Source organism: Pseudomonas sp. 1928-m, from assembly GCF_029269135.1.
Taxonomy (GTDB): domain Bacteria; phylum Pseudomonadota; class Gammaproteobacteria; order Pseudomonadales; family Pseudomonadaceae; genus Aquipseudomonas.
Genome location: NZ_JARIXO010000001.1, coordinates 993,693 through 1,008,691 on the forward strand (window position 1 = coordinate 993,693; position 14,999 = coordinate 1,008,691).

General features: G+C 61.0%; 15 protein-coding genes. 12 read left to right on the forward strand and 3 right to left on the reverse strand.

Annotation, left to right across the window (positions count from 1 at the left end; all coding sequences use genetic code 11):
- Positions 1–35: 35 nt before the first annotated feature.
- A complete protein-coding gene (gene ettA / locus P3C18_RS04375; protein WP_275960645.1) occupies positions 36–1,703 on the forward strand; it encodes an energy-dependent translational throttle protein EttA in 1,668 nt (555 codons plus the stop codon).
- 84 nt (positions 1,704–1,787) lie between these two features.
- Here ettA and P3C18_RS04380 read toward each other — a convergent pair whose 3' ends face one another.
- Positions 1,788–3,422, reverse strand: a complete 1,635-nt coding sequence (locus P3C18_RS04380; RefSeq protein ID WP_275960647.1) for a cation:proton antiporter family protein — start codon at positions 3,420–3,422, stop codon at positions 1,788–1,790.
- 138 nt (positions 3,423–3,560) lie between these two features.
- On the opposite strand from P3C18_RS04380, the gene P3C18_RS04385 reads away from it, so the two are divergent.
- The 7 genes from P3C18_RS04385 to P3C18_RS04415 all read left to right on the forward strand — a co-directional run bounded on the left by P3C18_RS04385 (position 3,561) and on the right by P3C18_RS04415 (position 10,082).
- Positions 3,561–6,023: an AAA family ATPase gene (locus P3C18_RS04385; protein WP_275960648.1), complete on the forward strand. Its 2,463-nt coding sequence runs from the start codon at positions 3,561–3,563 to the stop codon at positions 6,021–6,023.
- A gap of 198 nt (positions 6,024–6,221) precedes the next feature.
- A complete protein-coding gene (locus P3C18_RS04390; protein WP_275960649.1) occupies positions 6,222–6,563 on the forward strand; it encodes a hypothetical protein in 342 nt (113 codons plus the stop codon).
- A 202-nt stretch (positions 6,564–6,765) separates the two neighbouring features.
- Entirely contained in the window at positions 6,766–7,263 is a 498-nt protein-coding gene (locus P3C18_RS04395; protein ID WP_160013123.1) for a TIGR00645 family protein, read from the forward strand.
- Positions 7,264–7,403: 140 nt separating this feature from the next.
- On the forward strand, positions 7,404–7,709 hold the full coding sequence (locus tag P3C18_RS04400; protein ID WP_275960650.1) for a DUF6482 family protein: 306 nt from the start codon (positions 7,404–7,406) through the stop codon (positions 7,707–7,709).
- An 11-nt stretch (positions 7,710–7,720) separates the two neighbouring features.
- Positions 7,721–9,256 (forward strand): cryptochrome/photolyase family protein, encoded by a 1,536-nt coding sequence (locus P3C18_RS04405; RefSeq protein WP_275960651.1) that lies wholly within the window; start codon positions 7,721–7,723, stop codon positions 9,254–9,256.
- The gene (locus tag P3C18_RS04410; protein WP_275960652.1) at positions 9,253–9,426 is read left to right on the forward strand and encodes a DUF2256 domain-containing protein; all 174 of its coding nucleotides are present in this window, start codon (positions 9,253–9,255) and stop codon (positions 9,424–9,426) included. Before P3C18_RS04405 ends, P3C18_RS04410 begins: the two co-directional genes overlap by 4 nt.
- 38 nt (positions 9,427–9,464) lie before the next feature.
- Positions 9,465–10,082 (forward strand): FKBP-type peptidyl-prolyl cis-trans isomerase, encoded by a 618-nt coding sequence (locus P3C18_RS04415; protein WP_275960653.1) that lies wholly within the window; start codon positions 9,465–9,467, stop codon positions 10,080–10,082.
- Positions 10,083–10,158: 76 nt separating this feature from the next.
- On the opposite strand, the gene P3C18_RS04420 is transcribed toward P3C18_RS04415, so the two are convergent.
- Positions 10,159–10,386 (reverse strand): hypothetical protein, encoded by a 228-nt coding sequence (locus P3C18_RS04420; protein WP_090249418.1) that lies wholly within the window; start codon positions 10,384–10,386, stop codon positions 10,159–10,161.
- Positions 10,387–10,592: 206 nt separating this feature from the next.
- Positions 10,593–11,561 (reverse strand): polyprenyl synthetase family protein, encoded by a 969-nt coding sequence (locus P3C18_RS04425; protein WP_275960654.1) that lies wholly within the window; start codon positions 11,559–11,561, stop codon positions 10,593–10,595.
- Between the two features lie 245 nt (positions 11,562–11,806).
- Here P3C18_RS04425 and rplU point away from each other — a divergent pair, with 245 nt between their 5' ends.
- The 4 genes from rplU (at position 11,807) to proB (ending at position 14,993) form a co-directional block, all read left to right on the forward strand.
- Complete coding sequence (gene rplU / locus P3C18_RS04430; RefSeq protein ID WP_275960655.1) at positions 11,807–12,118, forward strand: 50S ribosomal protein L21; 312 nt, start codon at positions 11,807–11,809, stop codon at positions 12,116–12,118.
- A gap of 39 nt (positions 12,119–12,157) precedes the next feature.
- The gene (rpmA, locus tag P3C18_RS04435) at positions 12,158–12,415 is read left to right on the forward strand and encodes a 50S ribosomal protein L27 (RefSeq protein WP_003176049.1); all 258 of its coding nucleotides are present in this window, start codon (positions 12,158–12,160) and stop codon (positions 12,413–12,415) included.
- A 167-nt stretch (positions 12,416–12,582) separates the two neighbouring features.
- A complete protein-coding gene (gene cgtA / locus P3C18_RS04440; RefSeq protein WP_275960656.1) occupies positions 12,583–13,806 on the forward strand; it encodes an Obg family GTPase CgtA in 1,224 nt (407 codons plus the stop codon).
- 68 nt (positions 13,807–13,874) lie between these two features.
- Positions 13,875–14,993 carry a glutamate 5-kinase gene (gene proB, locus P3C18_RS04445; protein ID WP_275960657.1) on the forward strand — a complete coding sequence of 373 codons (1,119 nt, stop codon included), beginning with the start codon at positions 13,875–13,877 and terminating at the stop codon, positions 14,991–14,993.
- Positions 14,994–14,999 lie beyond the last annotated feature (6 nt).

Sequence of the window (14,999 nt, forward strand, 5' to 3'; positions counted from 1 at the left end):
CTTCTCTTTCGTTTCAACCCAGAACCAAGGTCATCATGGCTCAATACGTTTACACCATGCATCGGCTCGGCAAAGTCGTACCGCCGAAGCGGGAAATCCTCAAGAACATCTCCCTGTCGTTCTTCCCAGGCGCGAAGATCGGCGTGCTCGGCCTCAACGGCTCGGGTAAATCCACCCTGCTGAAGATCATGGCTGGCGTCGACACCGAGTTCGACGGCGAAGCCCGTCCGATGCCGGAGCTGAATATCGGCTACCTGCCGCAGGAGCCGCAGCTCGACCCGAGCAAGACCGTGCGTGAAGTGGTGGAAGAGGCCGTGAGCCAGATCAAGGACGCCCAGGCGCGTCTGGATCAGGTCTACGCCGCATACGCCGAGCCGGATGCCGACTTCGACAAGCTGGCCGCCGAACAGGCCAAGCTCGAAGCCATTCTGCAAACCAGCGATGGCCACAACCTCGAGCGTCAGCTGGAAGTTGCCGCCGACGCCCTGCGTCTGCCGGCCTGGGATGCCAAGGTGGAATTCCTCTCCGGTGGTGAGAAGCGTCGTGTGGCCCTGTGTCGCCTGCTGCTGTCGGCCCCGGACATGCTGCTGCTCGACGAACCCACCAACCACCTGGACGCCGACTCGGTGGCCTGGCTGGAGCACTTCCTCCACGACTTCCCGGGCACCGTGGTGGCGATCACCCACGACCGTTACTTCCTGGATAACGTCGCTGGCTGGATTCTCGAACTCGACCGCGGCGCGGGTATCCCGTACGAGGGCAACTATTCCGGCTGGCTGGAAGCCAAGTCGGATCGTCTGGCCCAGGAATCCAAGCAGCAGTCGGCCCATGAAAAGGCCATGAAGGAAGAACTGGAGTGGGTGCGCAAAGGCGCCAAGGCTCGTCAGTCGAAATCCAAGGCGCGCTTGCAGCGTTTCGAAGAAATGCAGTCGCAGGAATTCCAGAAGCGCAGCGAGACCAACGAAATCTATATCCCGGTCGGCCCGCGTCTGGGCGACAAGGTCATCGACTTCGTCAACGTCAGCAAGGGTTACGGTGACCGCGCGCTGATCGACAACCTGTCGTTCAGCATGCCCAAGGGCGCCATCGTCGGCGTGATCGGCGGTAACGGTGCCGGTAAGTCGACCCTGTTCCGCATGCTGATGGGCAAGGAGCAGCCGGACTCGGGCAGCATCGAAATCGGTGAAACCGTGCAGCTGGCCTGCGTTGACCAGAGCCGCGACGACCTCGACGGCAGCAAGACCGTGTGGGAAGCCGTGTCTGGCGGCTCCGACATGATCAAGATCGGCAACTATGAAGTGCCGTCGCGCACCTACGTCGGTCGCTTCAACTTCAAGGGCGGCGATCAGCAGAAGTTCGTCAAGGACCTCTCCGGTGGTGAGCGCGGCCGTCTGCACCTGGCGCTGACCCTGAAAGAGGGCGCCAACGTGCTGCTGCTGGACGAACCGTCCAACGACCTCGACGTGGAAACCCTGCGTTCGCTGGAAGAAGCACTGCTCGACTTCCCGGGCGCCGCCATTGTGATCTCTCACGATCGCTGGTTCCTGGATCGCGTGGCGACCCACATCCTGGCGTACGAAGATGACTCGCATATCGAGTTCTTCGAAGGCAACTACACCGAGTACGAAGCCGACCGTAAGAAGCGCCTGGGCGACGCTGCCGCGCAGCCGCACCGCGTGCGTTACAAGAAGTTGGCCCAATAAGCCACGTCGCAATACAAAACGGAGCCGCAAGGCTCCGTTTTTGTTTGTGCACGCCGGCCGCTGCCGATCATGCTGACTCCCGGCTCAGCGCTGTTTGATTTCCTCCAGCAAGCGCCGTGCTGCAGTCTCCGCTGCGTCACTGTAAGGCCGCAGCACGCTGGCTGCGCCGGCATGATGCAGCGCTTCGGCATCACCGGCACGAAACGCGCTAAGGGTGATCTGGCCCTTGAATGCCGCGCTGCGTAAGGCGCGAAACAGAATGGCGTTGACCTCGCGCTGGGGGATGGTGCTGATCAGTGCCTGGGCGTGGCCCAGCGGCATATGGCTGAGAAAGTCGGCATCCTCGGCGTCGCCGTAGCAGGCGTTAAGCCCTTCTTCGCGCGCCAGGGCGAGGGCCTGCGGGTCGAAATCCACGCCGAGCACGCGGCGTCCGCCCAGCTCCAGCTGCTCGGCCAGTTTGCGGCCGTAGCGGCCCATGCCATAGACGATGATGTCCGGCTGTTCACCGGTGGGCGCATTGTCGTCGGCGTTTTCCCGGTGCGGGATATGCCGCTCGAACGGTCCCAGCCAGGGTGACAGACGGGCGAACAGCGGCTGCGCATAGAGAATCATGTAGGTCGACAGGGTGATGGTGATCAGCCCCACCAGGGTGGTCAGGCCCAGGGCGTCCTGGCCAACATGGCCGAGGCCGATGCCCATGGCGACAAAGATGATCGAGAACTCGCTGATCTGCGCCACGGTCAGCCCGGCCATAAAACCGGTGCGCTTGCGATAGCCCATCCAGCCCATGATGGCCATGACGATCAGCGGGTTGCCAATCAGCACAAAGGCCGAGAGGATCAGCGCACTGCCGATCTGCCCGTGAATATGGGCAAAGTCCAGTTGCAGGCCCAGGTGCAAAAAGAAGAACAGCAACAGGAAGTCGCGCAGGCTGGTCAGGCGGCTGGCCACCGCTTCACGCAGCGAGGTCGAGGCCAGAGAGAACCCGGCGAGAAACGCGCCGATTTCCTTGGACAGCCCCAGCGAGTCGGCACCGGCTGCCAGCAAGGTGCCCCAGGCGATGGCCATCAGCATCAGCAGTTCCGGCGAGTCGGCCATCATATTCAGCAGGCGCGGCAGAGCGTAACGCATCAGCAGAAACAGCACGCCCAGGCTGCCCAGCAGGGTGGCTGCGAGCAACAGCGGGTGCATGCCGGGCTGCTCGGCGCCGCTTGGTTGATAGAGGTTGAGGCCGAGCATGGCCAGCACCACGGCGATGTCCTGAACGATCAGGAAACCCATGGCGATGCGCCCGTGCAGCGAGTCGATCTCGCCTTTGTCGGAGAGCAGTTTGACGATGATGATGGTGCTGGAGAACGTCAGCGCTACGGCCACATACAGCGCCGTCAGCCATTCCAGGCCCAGCAGGTAACACAGGCCATAACCGAAGACGATGGTGAAGGTCAGCTGGCCCAGGCCGGTGGCCAGGGCTACCGGGCCGAGGGTGCGCACCAGGCGCATGTCCAGCTTGAGGCCGACCACGAACAGCAGCACGGTGATGCCGATCTCCGCGAGCAGCTGCAGCGGCTCGTTTTCGCTGCTCAGGCCCAGCACCGCCGGGCCGGCGAGGATGCCCACCAGGATGTAGGCAATGATCAGCGGCTGGCGCAGCTTCACCGCAATGCCGCCGACCAGGGCTGACAGGGCCAGCAGTATGGCGACTTCCTGGAAAAGACTCATGGGCAGGCTTCCTGTTAAGACTGAGGGCACTGTAGTGCATGGGCGCAGGATTTCACTTGCTCAGGATCATCCTTATGGCTTGTGGATGCGGGCCGATGCGGCCATGATTTCCACCAGGCCCCCGTCCAAGGATTTCCAATGCCAGACTCCGTCGCAGCCCATTTGCGGTTGGCACCTGAAGCACTTACCCGTCCCTTTTCCCCTGAGCAGTTCAACTTCAGCAATACCGAAGACCTGGAACCCTTCCGTGGTGTATTGGGCCAGGAGCGCGCCGTCGAGGCGCTGCAGTTCGGCGTGGCGATGCCGCGCCCCGGTTATAACGTATTTGTTATGGGCGAGCCCGGCACCGGCCGCTTTTCCTTCGTCAAACGCTACCTCAAGGCTGAAGCCAAGCGCCTGGAAACCCCGGCTGACCGGGTCTACGTCAATCATTTCGATGAGCCGCGCGAACCCCGCGCCCTGGAGCTGCCGTCTGGCACTGCCGGCGAGTTTCTCGCCGATATCAACGGCCTGATCGACAACCTGCTGGCGACTTTCCCTGCGGTGTTCGAGCACCCCTCGTTCCAGCAGAAGAAGAACGCCATCGACCGCGCCTTCAACAAGCGCTACGACCAGGCGCTGGATGTGATCGAGCGGCTGTCGCTGGAAAAGAACGTCGCCCTGTACCGCGACAGCAGCAATATCGCTTTCACCCCAATGCTTGAAGGCAAGGCACTGGATGAGGCCGAGTTTGCCCAGCTGCCGGAAGCCGAGCGCGAGCGTTTTCACGCCGATATCGCCACCCTGGAAGAGCGCCTCAACGAGGAGCTGGCCAGCCTGCCGCAGTGGAAGCGCGAGTCGAGCAACCTGCTGCGTCAGCTCAACGAAGAAACCATCACCATCGCCCTGCAGCCGCTGCTTGCGCCGCTGTCGCAGAAATACGCCGAGAACGCCGGTGTCTGCGCCTATCTGCAGGCAGTGCAGGTCAATCTGTTGAAGACTGTGGTCGATCAGCTGGTTGAAGTGGAAAAGGCCGACGCACAAACCCGCAAGCTGCTCGAAGAGCAGTACTGCCCGAGCCTGGTGGTTGGTCATCACGCCCAGGGCGGCGCGCCGGTGGTGTTCGAACCGCACCCGACCTACGACAACCTGTTCGGCCGCATCGAATACAACACCGACCAGGGCGCGCTCTACACCAGCTACCGCCAGCTGCGCCCCGGCGCGCTGCACCGCGCCAACGGCGGTTTTCTGATTCTTGAAGCAGAGAAAATGCTCGGCGAGCCGTTTGTCTGGGATGCGCTCAAGCGTGCCCTGCAATCGCGGCAGCTGAAAATGGAGTCGCCGCTGGGTGACCTCGGCCGCATCGCCACCGTGACCCTGACCCCACAGATGATCCCGCTGCACCTCAAGGTGGTGATCATCGGCTCGCGTCAGCTGTATTACACGCTGCAGGACCTCGATCCGGACTTCCAGGAGATGTTCCGCGTGCTGGTCGACTTCGATGAAGACATCCCACTGGCCGACGACAGCCTGGAGCAGTTCGCCCAGCTGATGAAGACCCGCACCTCGGAAGAGGGCATGGCGCCGCTCACCGCTGCCGCAGTAGCGCGGGTAGCGACCTACAGTGCGCGCCTGGCCGAACACCAGGGGCGTTTGTCGGCGCGCATTGGTGATCTGTTCCAGCTGGTCAGCGAAGCCGACTTTATCCGCAGCCTGGCCGGGGATGAAGTGACCGACGCCGGGCATATCGAGCGCGCCCTAAAGGCCAAGGCCACTCGCACCGGCCGCGTATCGGCGCGGATCATCGACGACATGCTGGCCGGGATCATTCTGATCGACACCGCCGGCGCGGCCGTGGGTAAGTGCAACGGCCTGACCGTGTTGGAGGTCGGCGACTCGGCCTTCGGTGTGCCGGCGCGGATTTCCGCCACGGTCTATCCGGGCGGCAGCGGCATTGTCGACATCGAGCGCGAGGTCAATCTCGGTCAGCCGATTCACTCCAAGGGGGTGATGATCCTCACCGGTTACCTCGGTAGCCGTTATGCCCAGGAATTCCCCCTGGAAATCTCCGCGAGTATCGCTCTGGAGCAGTCCTACGGTTACGTCGACGGCGACAGTGCTTCGCTCGGTGAGGTGTGTACGCTAATCTCGGCGTTGTCGCGCACCCCGCTCAAGCAGTGCTTCGCCATCACCGGTTCGATCAACCAGTTTGGTGAAGTGCAGGCAGTGGGTGGGGTCAACGAGAAGATCGAGGGTTTCTTCCGTCTGTGTGAGGCCCGCGGTCTGACGGGCGAGCAGGGCGCGATCATCCCGCACTCCAACGTCACCACCTTGATGCTCGACGAGCGCGTGCTGCAGGCGGTACGTGCCGGGCAGTTCCATATCTACGCGGTGCGTCAGGTCGATGAGGCGTTGAGCCTGTTGGTCGGTGCGGACGCCGGGTCGCCCAATGAGCAGGGGCAATTCCCGGCGGGCAGCGTCAATGCGCGGGTGGTTGAGCGCCTGCGCGATATCGCCGCCATGGGTATGGAAGAGGACGACAAGGAAGAGCCGAAGAAGGAAGAACCGGCTGCTGCGGTTAAGGAGAAGAAGCCACGGGCGAAAAAGCCGGCGGCTGAATGACCGCCCGGCTGCGGCAATTCGCCCGGTGGTTGGTCAGTCACTGAGCGAATTGCGCCGCCGGCCAGTGCGCCTGGCTCTGGCCGGCTTTTCCTCAATTCATCCACACAGTTATCCACAGCAAGCGGGGATAACTGTTGGCTTCCCAGCGGCGCTTGCTCGGGTGTAGGCTGAAGACCTGCTCCTGAGAGGGTCGTCGCCATGTCGCGCAGCCTCAATCTCACGCGTCACTGTCTGGGCCTGGATACTCGTATCGAATGCGTGGTGTTGCCGCTGGCCGGTAACAAGGGCCTCTGGACGCTGATCTGCGCCGCTGGCATGGCCGGTGCGCAGCCTTCCACGATTAAAGCGCAAGGCCCATTCCACGGGGCTTTCGCTGCCGAAAGCATCCTCACTGACATCGCCGAAAACCTGCACGGCATGGGTTACGAGCAATCCACCGATGTGCCGATTTGGCGCCTGCATATCCAGGCCGAGCTGCGCCGTTTGAACGGCGAGCGCGGACACCATCTGGGTGATTACCAGTTTCAGCCGGAAACCTGAGCGGGCAATTGCCGAGTATTTGATCAGTCCGCGCAAACCCTGCGCAGAGCTGGCTTGCAGCCATTGATCCTGAGCCTGCCCACAAGGTTATCCACAGTTGCCGGGGATAACCTGAGCGGTCATCGATTAGCACATTCCAGGGTTGTCTCGGCGAGGGCGCTGGGTATACTCGCCGGCAGTTTTAAACCCTGAGTGAGCCCTTATGGAACGCTTTATCGAAAATGCCATGTATGCCTCGCGCTGGCTGTTGGCGCCTATCTACTTTGGCCTTTCGCTGGCCCTGTTGGCGCTGGCGCTGAAGTTCTTTCAGGAAGTCTTCCATATCCTGCCCAACGTCTTTGCCATGGCTGAGGCGGATCTGATTCTGGTGCTGTTGTCGCTGATCGATATGGCGCTGGTCGGTGGCCTGTTGGTGATGGTGATGATTTCCGGTTACGAGAACTTCGTATCCCAACTGGATATCAAGGAGGGTACCGAGAAGCTCAGTTGGCTGGGCAAGATGGATTCCAGTTCACTGAAGATGAAAGTGGCGGCCTCCATCGTGGCGATCTCCTCGATCCATCTGCTCAAAGTTTTTATGAATGCGCAGAACATCCCCGACAGCAAGTTGATGTGGTACGTGATCATTCACATGGCCTTCGTCCTTTCGGCCTTCGCCATGGGTTATCTGGATAAGCTGACCAAGTACGAATCGAGCTGAGCCCTTTCTTATGCGTTCCCGCCGCCCGGCCGTTGCAAAACGGACGGGCGGTTTGCGTTGTGCCTTGTGCTTTTCTGTTGTTGTACAAAAATTGTATTTGTATAGATTTTTGTATAGCTTTAGCCGCCGAGGACATCGCCATGAACCTGCAAGAGCTGTCGCTGCACGCCCAAGCCGGGCATATCGAAGCGCTCAACCTGATCTCTATCGAAGGTGGCATCTACCTGCTGGAGGCGCATATGGATGGCCGTGCCCACCCGCTCAGTGATGGTCATGGCAAAACCCTGCATCTGCGCTCGGTCGAGCATGCACGCGATCTGCTGCACGACCTGCCGCGCGTGCCATTTCACCTGGTGCACGCGGTGGTGCATGACGAAATGTGCGGCATGCAAGACGGCACCCAGGACACCTTGCGTGTGCCGATTTCCTTTAATTCTTCCTGGTAACGACTCCATCTATGTCTATTCGCCGGCTTGCCCTGGTGCTGGGTGATCAGCTGTCTTTCGACCTGCCCAGCCTGCAGGCCCTGGACCCGCAACAGGATGCCGTGTTGCTCGCCGAGGTGGCAGCGGAAACTGACTATGTGCCGCACCACCCACAGAAGATCGCGCTGATCTTCAGCGCCATGCGCCACTTTGCCGAGGCCCTGCGTGAGCGTGGTTGGCGAGTGCATTACGTCAAGCTGGATGATGTACAGAACAGCGGCTCGCTGCCGGGCGAGTTGCAGCGCTGGGCCGCGCAGTTGCAGGCGGCTGAGGTGCATATCACCGAGTGCGGCGAATGGCGCCTGGAGGATCAACTCAAGCGCTGCGGCTTGCCGATTACGTGGCATGTAGACAGCCGCTTTATCTGTGGCCGGGACGAGTTCGCGCGCTGGGCCGAGGGGCGCAAGCAGCTGCGCATGGAGTTTTTCTACCGCGAGATGCGCCGCAAGACCGCTTTGCTGCTCAATGGCGACGGCACCCCGGTGGGCGGTGCGTGGAACTTCGATGCGGAAAACCGCAAGGCGCTGCCCAAACAGATCAAGGCACCGATGACCGCGCGTTTCCCGGCAGATGGCATTACCGAGGAGGTGCTGGCGCTGGTGGCCGAGCGCTTCAGTCATCACTACGGCAGCTTAGAGTCTTTTGACTACCCGGTGACCCACGCCGAGGCCGAGGCGCTGTGGCAGCACTTTCTCGATTTCGCCCTGCCGGCCTTTGGTGATTATCAGGACGCCATGGCGGTCGGTGAGCCGTTTCTGTTCCATGCGCGGATCAGCGCGGCGCTGAATATCGGCCTGCTGGATGTGCGTCGGCTGTGTGCGGATGTCGAGGCGGCTTACTGGCGTGGTCAGGTGCCGCTGAACGCTGCGGAGGGCTTTATTCGTCAGCTGATTGGCTGGCGCGAATATGTGCGCGGCATCTACTGGCTGCATATGCCGGAGTACGCCGAGCGTAACGCCTTTGGCAACACTCGGCCGCTGCCAGAGTTCTACTGGACCGGCAAAACCCGGATGAAATGCATGAGCCAGGCCATCGGCCAGACCCTGGAGCATGCCTATGCCCACCATATCCAGCGGCTGATGGTTACTGGCAACTTCGCCCTGCTGGCCGGTATCCAGCCCAGCCAGGTTTGCGACTGGTACCTGGCGGTGTATATGGATGCCTTCGATTGGGTTGAGCTGCCCAACACCCTGGGCATGGTCATGCACGCCGATGGTGGTTACCTGGGCTCCAAGCCCTACTGCGCCAGTGGTCAGTACATCAAGCGCATGTCCAACTACTGCGGCGACTGCGCCTATAAGGTCAGCGAAAGCGTGGGCGAGCAGGCCTGCCCATTCAATGCGCTGTATTGGCATTTCCTTATGCGCCACCGCCAGCAGCTGTCGGGTAACCATCGGCTGGGCATGATCTACCGTGGCCTGGACAAGATGAGCGAAGCCAAGCAGCAAGGCTTGTGGGCGCGTGGCGAGCAGCTGCTGGCGCTGTTGGATGCGGGCGAGTCGCTGTGAGAAAGGCCGAGCTGCCGGTCAAAACCTGCGCGGTGTGCGGGCTGCCCTTCGCCTGGCGCAAGAAGTGGGCGCGCTGCTGGGATGAGGTGAAGTACTGCTCCGAGCATTGTCGGCGCAATCGCCAAGGCGCGGCGGGCGGGCGGGTAGGGCGGCCAGGCGGTTTGTGCTAGGCTGGCCGACCTTTTTTAGCCTCCAGCGGAGCAGTGCTATGTCCGATATCAATCTCTCGACTGACGAAACCCGCGTCAGCTACGGCATCGGCCGTCAACTGGGTGGTCAGCTGCGCGATAACCCGCCGCCGGGTGCCAGCCTGGACGCCATCATTGCCGGTATCACCGATGCTTTCTCCGGCCAGCCAAGCCGCGTCAGCGAAGCAGAGCTGACCGCTAGCTTCAAAGTAATCCGCGACATCATGCAAGCCGAAGCCGCTGCCAAGGCTGAAGCAGCTGCTGGTGCCGGCCTGGCCTTCCTGGCTGAGAACGCCAAGCGTGACGGCATCACCGTACTGGCTTCCGGCCTGCAGTATGAAGTGCTGACCGCAGGCGAAGGCGCCAAGCCTTCCCGTGAAGACAGCGTACGCACCCACTATCACGGCACCCTGATCGACGGCACTGTGTTCGACAGCTCCTACGATCGTGGCCAGCCTGCCGAGTTTCCGGTTGGCGGCGTGATCGCCGGCTGGACCGAAGCCCTGCAGCTGATGAATGCCGGCAGCAAATGGCGCCTGTATGTGCCGAGCGAGCTGGCCTACGGCGAGCAAGGCGTGGGCAGCATCCCACCGCACAGCGTGCTGGTATTTGATGTGGAGCTGCTGGACGTTCTCTAGCGTTTCAGGTGCTTTCTATCGCGGGCATGGCCCGCTCCTACGAGGGTGTAGGAGCGGGCCATGCCCGCGATGCGTTTCAGGGGCGCAATGCCCGGGCGTAGCAGTAGAGAAACAGATTGCGCACCAACTCCTTGAGCACCAGCGGCTCGCTGGAGTTCAGCTCGTGCAGATCCAGGTCACCCTGATCACGCAGCTCATCCAGCGCATCTTCCTTGAGCAGCGCGCAGACTTCGCCGGTATTGCGGTTGAGAATGCGTAGATACGGCTGCGGGCGGTCCAGCCAGGCATCGATCAGATAGGTCATGACTCATCTCCCTTTCAAGTGGTTAGATGAGAATAATTCTTATTATATTTATAGCAAGGATTAATCGCTGCCTTTCGTCGCGCAAGCAGAAAATTGCCGGGAGCAATTTTTAACGTCGCGAAGCGACGGCCCGTAGGGTGGCTGCCATGGATGGCAGGCCATAAAAAGCCCGTCACTTGGACGGGCTTTTATTTGCGCGGCAGGCCTTAGTGCGTGCGGGCTACGGCAAAGCGGCTGAGCTCGATCAGTGCGTCGCGGTATTCGCTGGCGGGCAGCGCAGCCAGGCAGGCGATGGCGCGCTCGGCGTAGTCACGGGCTTGCTGGGCGGTGTAGTCCAGTGCGCCAGCAGCTTCGACGGCGTTGCGGATGCTTTCCAGGTCCTCGATACCGCCTTTCTGGATTGCCTGACGTACCAGGGCCGCCTGCTCGGGCGTGCCTTCGCGCATGGTGTAGATCAGCGGCAGGGTCGGTTTGCCTTCGGCCAGATCGTCGCCGACGTTCTTGCCCAGGGTAGTGGCGTCGCCGCGGTAGTCGAGCAGGTCGTCGACCAGTTGGAAGGCCACACCAAGGTGGTCGCCAAAGGTGCGCAGGGCTTCGGTCTGTTCGGCGTTGGCGCCGGCCAGTGCTGCGGCGCTATGGGTCGAGGCCTCGAAGAGCATCGCGGTTTTGCCGCGGATGACTTCCATATAGGTCTCTTCGCTGGTGCTGGCGTCGCGAATCTTCGACAGCTGCAGCACTTCGCCTTCGGCAATCACCCGGGTGGCCTTGGAGAGGATCTTCATCACCGGCATGGAGCCGAGTTCGACCATCATTTCGAAGGAGCGAGAATAAAGGAAGTCGCCGACCAGCACGCTCGGTGCGTTGCCCCACTGGGCGTTGGCGGTGCTGCGGCCACGGCGCATGTCGGACATGTCGACCACGTCGTCGTGCAGCAAAGTGGCGGTGTGCAGAAATTCGATGGTGGCAGCGAGCAGGCGCAGGTTGTCGCCTTCGATACCCAGCGCCTTGCCACTGAGCAGAACCAGCAGCGGCCGCAGGCGTTTACCGCCAGCGGAGATAATATAGTCGCCAATTTTCTCGACCAGAGGGACTCGCGACACCAGTTGCGCGCGGATGATGCCGTCGACGGCGGTAAAGTCATCCGCCACCACGCGGTAGAAAGCCTGGGGTTGCATCGCTTGCACCTGCTACTCATGGGTTGCGCGGCATGCTAGGGGGCAGGGTAGGGGCTGTCAAGGCAAGCGCTCGGCGCACTTGCATGGTGTCGATTGCTTGCGTACAATCGCGCACCCTGAACTTCCCCCTGGGTATTTCCCTGCCTTACGCAATTGCAAGGGTGTCCTTCCGGCCCCAAGCAGCCATGCCAGCCGACACTTATTCCTATAAAGCGCTGGGTGAGCAGGATTAACGGAGATTTACCATGTACGCAGTAATTGTTACTGGTGGCAAGCAATACAAAGTCACCGAAGGCGAATTCCTCAAGGTCGAAAAACTCGAGCTGGCCACTGGCACAGCTGTGACTTTTGACCGTGTTCTGCTGATCGGCAATGGCGACGACGTGCAAATCGGCGCTCCGGTTGTTGAAGGTGCCAAAGTTGTTGCTGAAGTGATCGCTCAAGGTCGTCACGACAAGGTCACCATCATCAAGTTCCGTCGTCGTAAGCACCACATGAAGCGCCAGGGCCACCGTCAGTGGTACACCGAGATCAAAATCACCGGTATCCAGGCCTGATTCGTTTCGGTCTGATCCCTTTATAGGAGTATTGAACTCATGGCACACAAAAAAGCTGGCGGTAGTACCCGCAACGGTCGCGACTCAGAAGCCAAACGCCTTGGCGTGAAGATGTATGGCGGCCAGAAAATCATTCCTGGCAACATCATCGTGCGTCAGCGCGGCACCCAGTTCCACGCCGGTTACGGCGTTGGCATGGGTAAAGATCACACCCTCTTCGCGAAAATCGAAGGCGTGATCAAGTTTGAAGTAAAAGGCGCGTTCAACCGCCGTTACGTGAGCGTCGTTGCGGCTTAATTGCGCGACTGCTGGGAAAGCCCCGTCCATGCGACGGGGCTTTTTTGTTTCTTGGGGTTCTTGCCAAACTGTCCTGGGTGTAGCGTTCGATTTGAATGCAGGTCAATTTTGCAAGAACCTGGTGTTTCTCGGTTTAGATGACCCGCGTGATTGCGGGAGGCGTAAAAATGAAATTCGTCGATGAAGTATCGATTTTTGTAAAAGCCGGCGACGGCGGTAACGGCATGATGGCTTTTCGTCGTGAAAAGTTCATCGAGAAGGGCGGCCCCAACGGTGGTGATGGTGGTGACGGTGGCTCGGTGTATATCGAGGCGGTCGAGAACTTCAATACCTTGGTGGACTACCGCTATACCCGTCGTTTCCAGGCGCAGAATGGTGAGAAAGGTGGCAGCACCGACTGTACCGGCGCCAAGGGCGAGGACCTGATCCTGCCGGTGCCGATTGGTACCACGGTCATCGATGCTGGTACCCAGGAAGTGATTGGCGACCTGACCCGTGCCGGCCAGCGGCTGATGGTGGCGCAGGGTGGTTGGCATGGTCTGGGTAATACCCGCTTCAAATCCAGTACCAACCGTGCGCCGCGGCAAACCACGCCGGGCAAGCCGGGCGAGTCGCGCGATCTCAAGCTGGAATTGAAGGTGTTGGCTGATGTTGGTTTGCTCGGTTTGCCGAATGCCGGCAAGAGCACCTTCATTCGCTCGGTGTCGGCCGCCAAGCCGAAAGTCGCTGACTATCCCTTTACCACTCTGGTGCCAAACCTGGGCGTGGTCAGTGTCGATCGCTACAAAAACTTCGTGGTTGCTGACATTCCGGGGCTGATCGAGGGTGCTTCCCACGGCGCTGGCTTGGGTATTCGCTTCCTCAAGCATTTGTCGCGTACCCGTCTGTTGCTGCATCTGGTCGATATGGCGCCGCTGGATCTGACCGATCCGGCTGAGTCGGCCGCCACCATTATTGATGAGCTGACCAAGTTCAGTCCGTCGCTGGCTGAGCGTGAGCGCTGGCTGGTGCTGAACAAGGCTGACCAGATGCTCGATGAAGAGCAGGAAGCGCGGATTGCTGAAATCGTCGCGCGGATCGAGTGGACTGGGCCGGTTTATGTGATTTCTGCCCTGGCGCGCCAGGGCACTGAGAAGCTCTGTTATGACATCATGGACTTCCTTGAGGCGCGCGCTGAGCGCATCCAGGAAAACCCAGAATACGCCGCCGAGCTGGCTGAGCTGGATACGCGCATCGAAGACGAAGCGCGCGCTCAGCTGCAGGCGCTGGACGACAAGCGTGCGCTGCGTCGTTCCGGGGTTAAGGCGGTCGGTGATGTCGATGAAGACGACAGCTTCTGGGATGAAGAAGACGAAGATGATGGCCCGGAAATTATTTACGTCCGGGATTAAGCAACTACAAAACGCCGCTTAATTGCGGCGTTTTTGTAATCACAGGTCGCGGCTAAGGTTGGAAGATCATGCGTGACAAGGTAACCGGCGCGCAGCGCTGGGTGGTGAAGATTGGCAGTGCGCTGCTGACCGCTGATGGGCGTGGTCTGGATCGCGCGGCTATGGCGGTATGGGTCAAGCAGATGGTCGCGTTGCGTGAGCAGGGCGTCGAGTTGGTGCTGGTGTCCTCCGGGGCGGTAGCGGCCGGTATGAGCAAGCTGGGCTGGAGTGCGCGGCCGAGTGCCATGCATGAACTGCAGGCGGCTGCGGCGATTGGCCAGATGGTGCTGATTCAGGCGTGGGAGTCGAGCTTTGCCGAGCACGGCCGGCGCACGGCGCAGATCCTGCTGACTCACGACGATCTGTCCGATCGCAAGCGCTACCTGAATGCGCGCAGCACGCTGCGCACTCTGGTGGATCTGGATGTGGTGCCGGTGATCAATGAGAACGACACCGTGGTCACCGATGAAATCCGCTTTGGTGACAACGATACCCTGGCCGCGCTGGTGGCCAACCTGGTCGAGGCCGATCTGCTGGTGATCCTCACGGATCGCGATGGCATGTATAACGCCGATCCGCGGCATAACCCCGATGCCGAGCTGATTTTCGAGGCGCGCGCCGATGATCCGGCGCTGGACGCCGTCGCCGGCGGTGTCGGTGGTGCGCTCGGGCGTGGCGGTATGCAGACCAAGCTGCGTGCGGCGCGCCTGGCTGCGCGTTCTGGTGCGCATACGGTAATCGTTGGCGGTGCCATCGAGCAGGTGCTGGCGCGGCTCAAGGCAGGCGAGCGTCTGGGTACGCTGCTGGCGCCTGAGCGCGGCATGCTGGCAGCGCGCAAGCAGTGGCTGGCCGGGCATCTGCAGACGCGCGGCACCCTTGTGCTGGATGACGGTGCGGTCAAGGCGCTGGCAACCGGCACCAAGAGCTTGCTGCCGGTTGGCGTAAAAGCCGTGCAGGGCAGCTTTCGCCGCGGTGAGATGGTGGTCTGCGTGGCGGCAGATGGTCGTGAAATTGCCCGTGGGCTGGCCAACTACAGTGCGCTTGAGGCGCAAAAAATCATCGGTCAGTCGTCGGATGCCATCGAGAAGCTGCTGGGTTATGTTGATGAGCCCGAGTTGGTGCATCGGGATAATTTGATCCTGATTTGAGGGAAG

Excerpts from the sequence above, each read along its gene's own strand:
- P3C18_RS04400 (WP_275960650.1), top strand. The coding sequence starts at position 7,404 with ATGAACCTGCAAGAGCTGTCGCTGCACGCCCAAGCCGGGCATATCGAA.
- rpmA (WP_003176049.1), top strand. The coding sequence starts at position 12,158 with ATGGCACACAAAAAAGCTGGCGGTAGTACCCGCAACGGTCGCGACTCA.
- P3C18_RS04405 (WP_275960651.1), top strand. The coding sequence starts at position 7,721 with ATGTCTATTCGCCGGCTTGCCCTGGTGCTGGGTGATCAGCTGTCTTTC.
- P3C18_RS04385 (WP_275960648.1), top strand. The coding sequence starts at position 3,561 with ATGCCAGACTCCGTCGCAGCCCATTTGCGGTTGGCACCTGAAGCACTT.
- proB (WP_275960657.1), top strand. The coding sequence starts at position 13,875 with ATGCGTGACAAGGTAACCGGCGCGCAGCGCTGGGTGGTGAAGATTGGC.
- P3C18_RS04425 (WP_275960654.1), bottom strand. The coding sequence starts at position 11,561 with ATGCAACCCCAGGCTTTCTACCGCGTGGTGGCGGATGACTTTACCGCC.
- cgtA (WP_275960656.1), top strand. The coding sequence starts at position 12,583 with ATGAAATTCGTCGATGAAGTATCGATTTTTGTAAAAGCCGGCGACGGC.
- P3C18_RS04415 (WP_275960653.1), top strand. The coding sequence starts at position 9,465 with ATGTCCGATATCAATCTCTCGACTGACGAAACCCGCGTCAGCTACGGC.
- P3C18_RS04390 (WP_275960649.1), top strand. The coding sequence starts at position 6,222 with ATGTCGCGCAGCCTCAATCTCACGCGTCACTGTCTGGGCCTGGATACT.
- rplU (WP_275960655.1), top strand. The coding sequence starts at position 11,807 with ATGTACGCAGTAATTGTTACTGGTGGCAAGCAATACAAAGTCACCGAA.
- P3C18_RS04380 (WP_275960647.1), bottom strand. The coding sequence starts at position 3,422 with ATGAGTCTTTTCCAGGAAGTCGCCATACTGCTGGCCCTGTCAGCCCTG.
- ettA (WP_275960645.1), top strand. The coding sequence starts at position 36 with ATGGCTCAATACGTTTACACCATGCATCGGCTCGGCAAAGTCGTACCG.
- P3C18_RS04420 (WP_090249418.1), bottom strand. The coding sequence starts at position 10,386 with ATGACCTATCTGATCGATGCCTGGCTGGACCGCCCGCAGCCGTATCTA.
- P3C18_RS04395 (WP_160013123.1), top strand. The coding sequence starts at position 6,766 with ATGGAACGCTTTATCGAAAATGCCATGTATGCCTCGCGCTGGCTGTTG.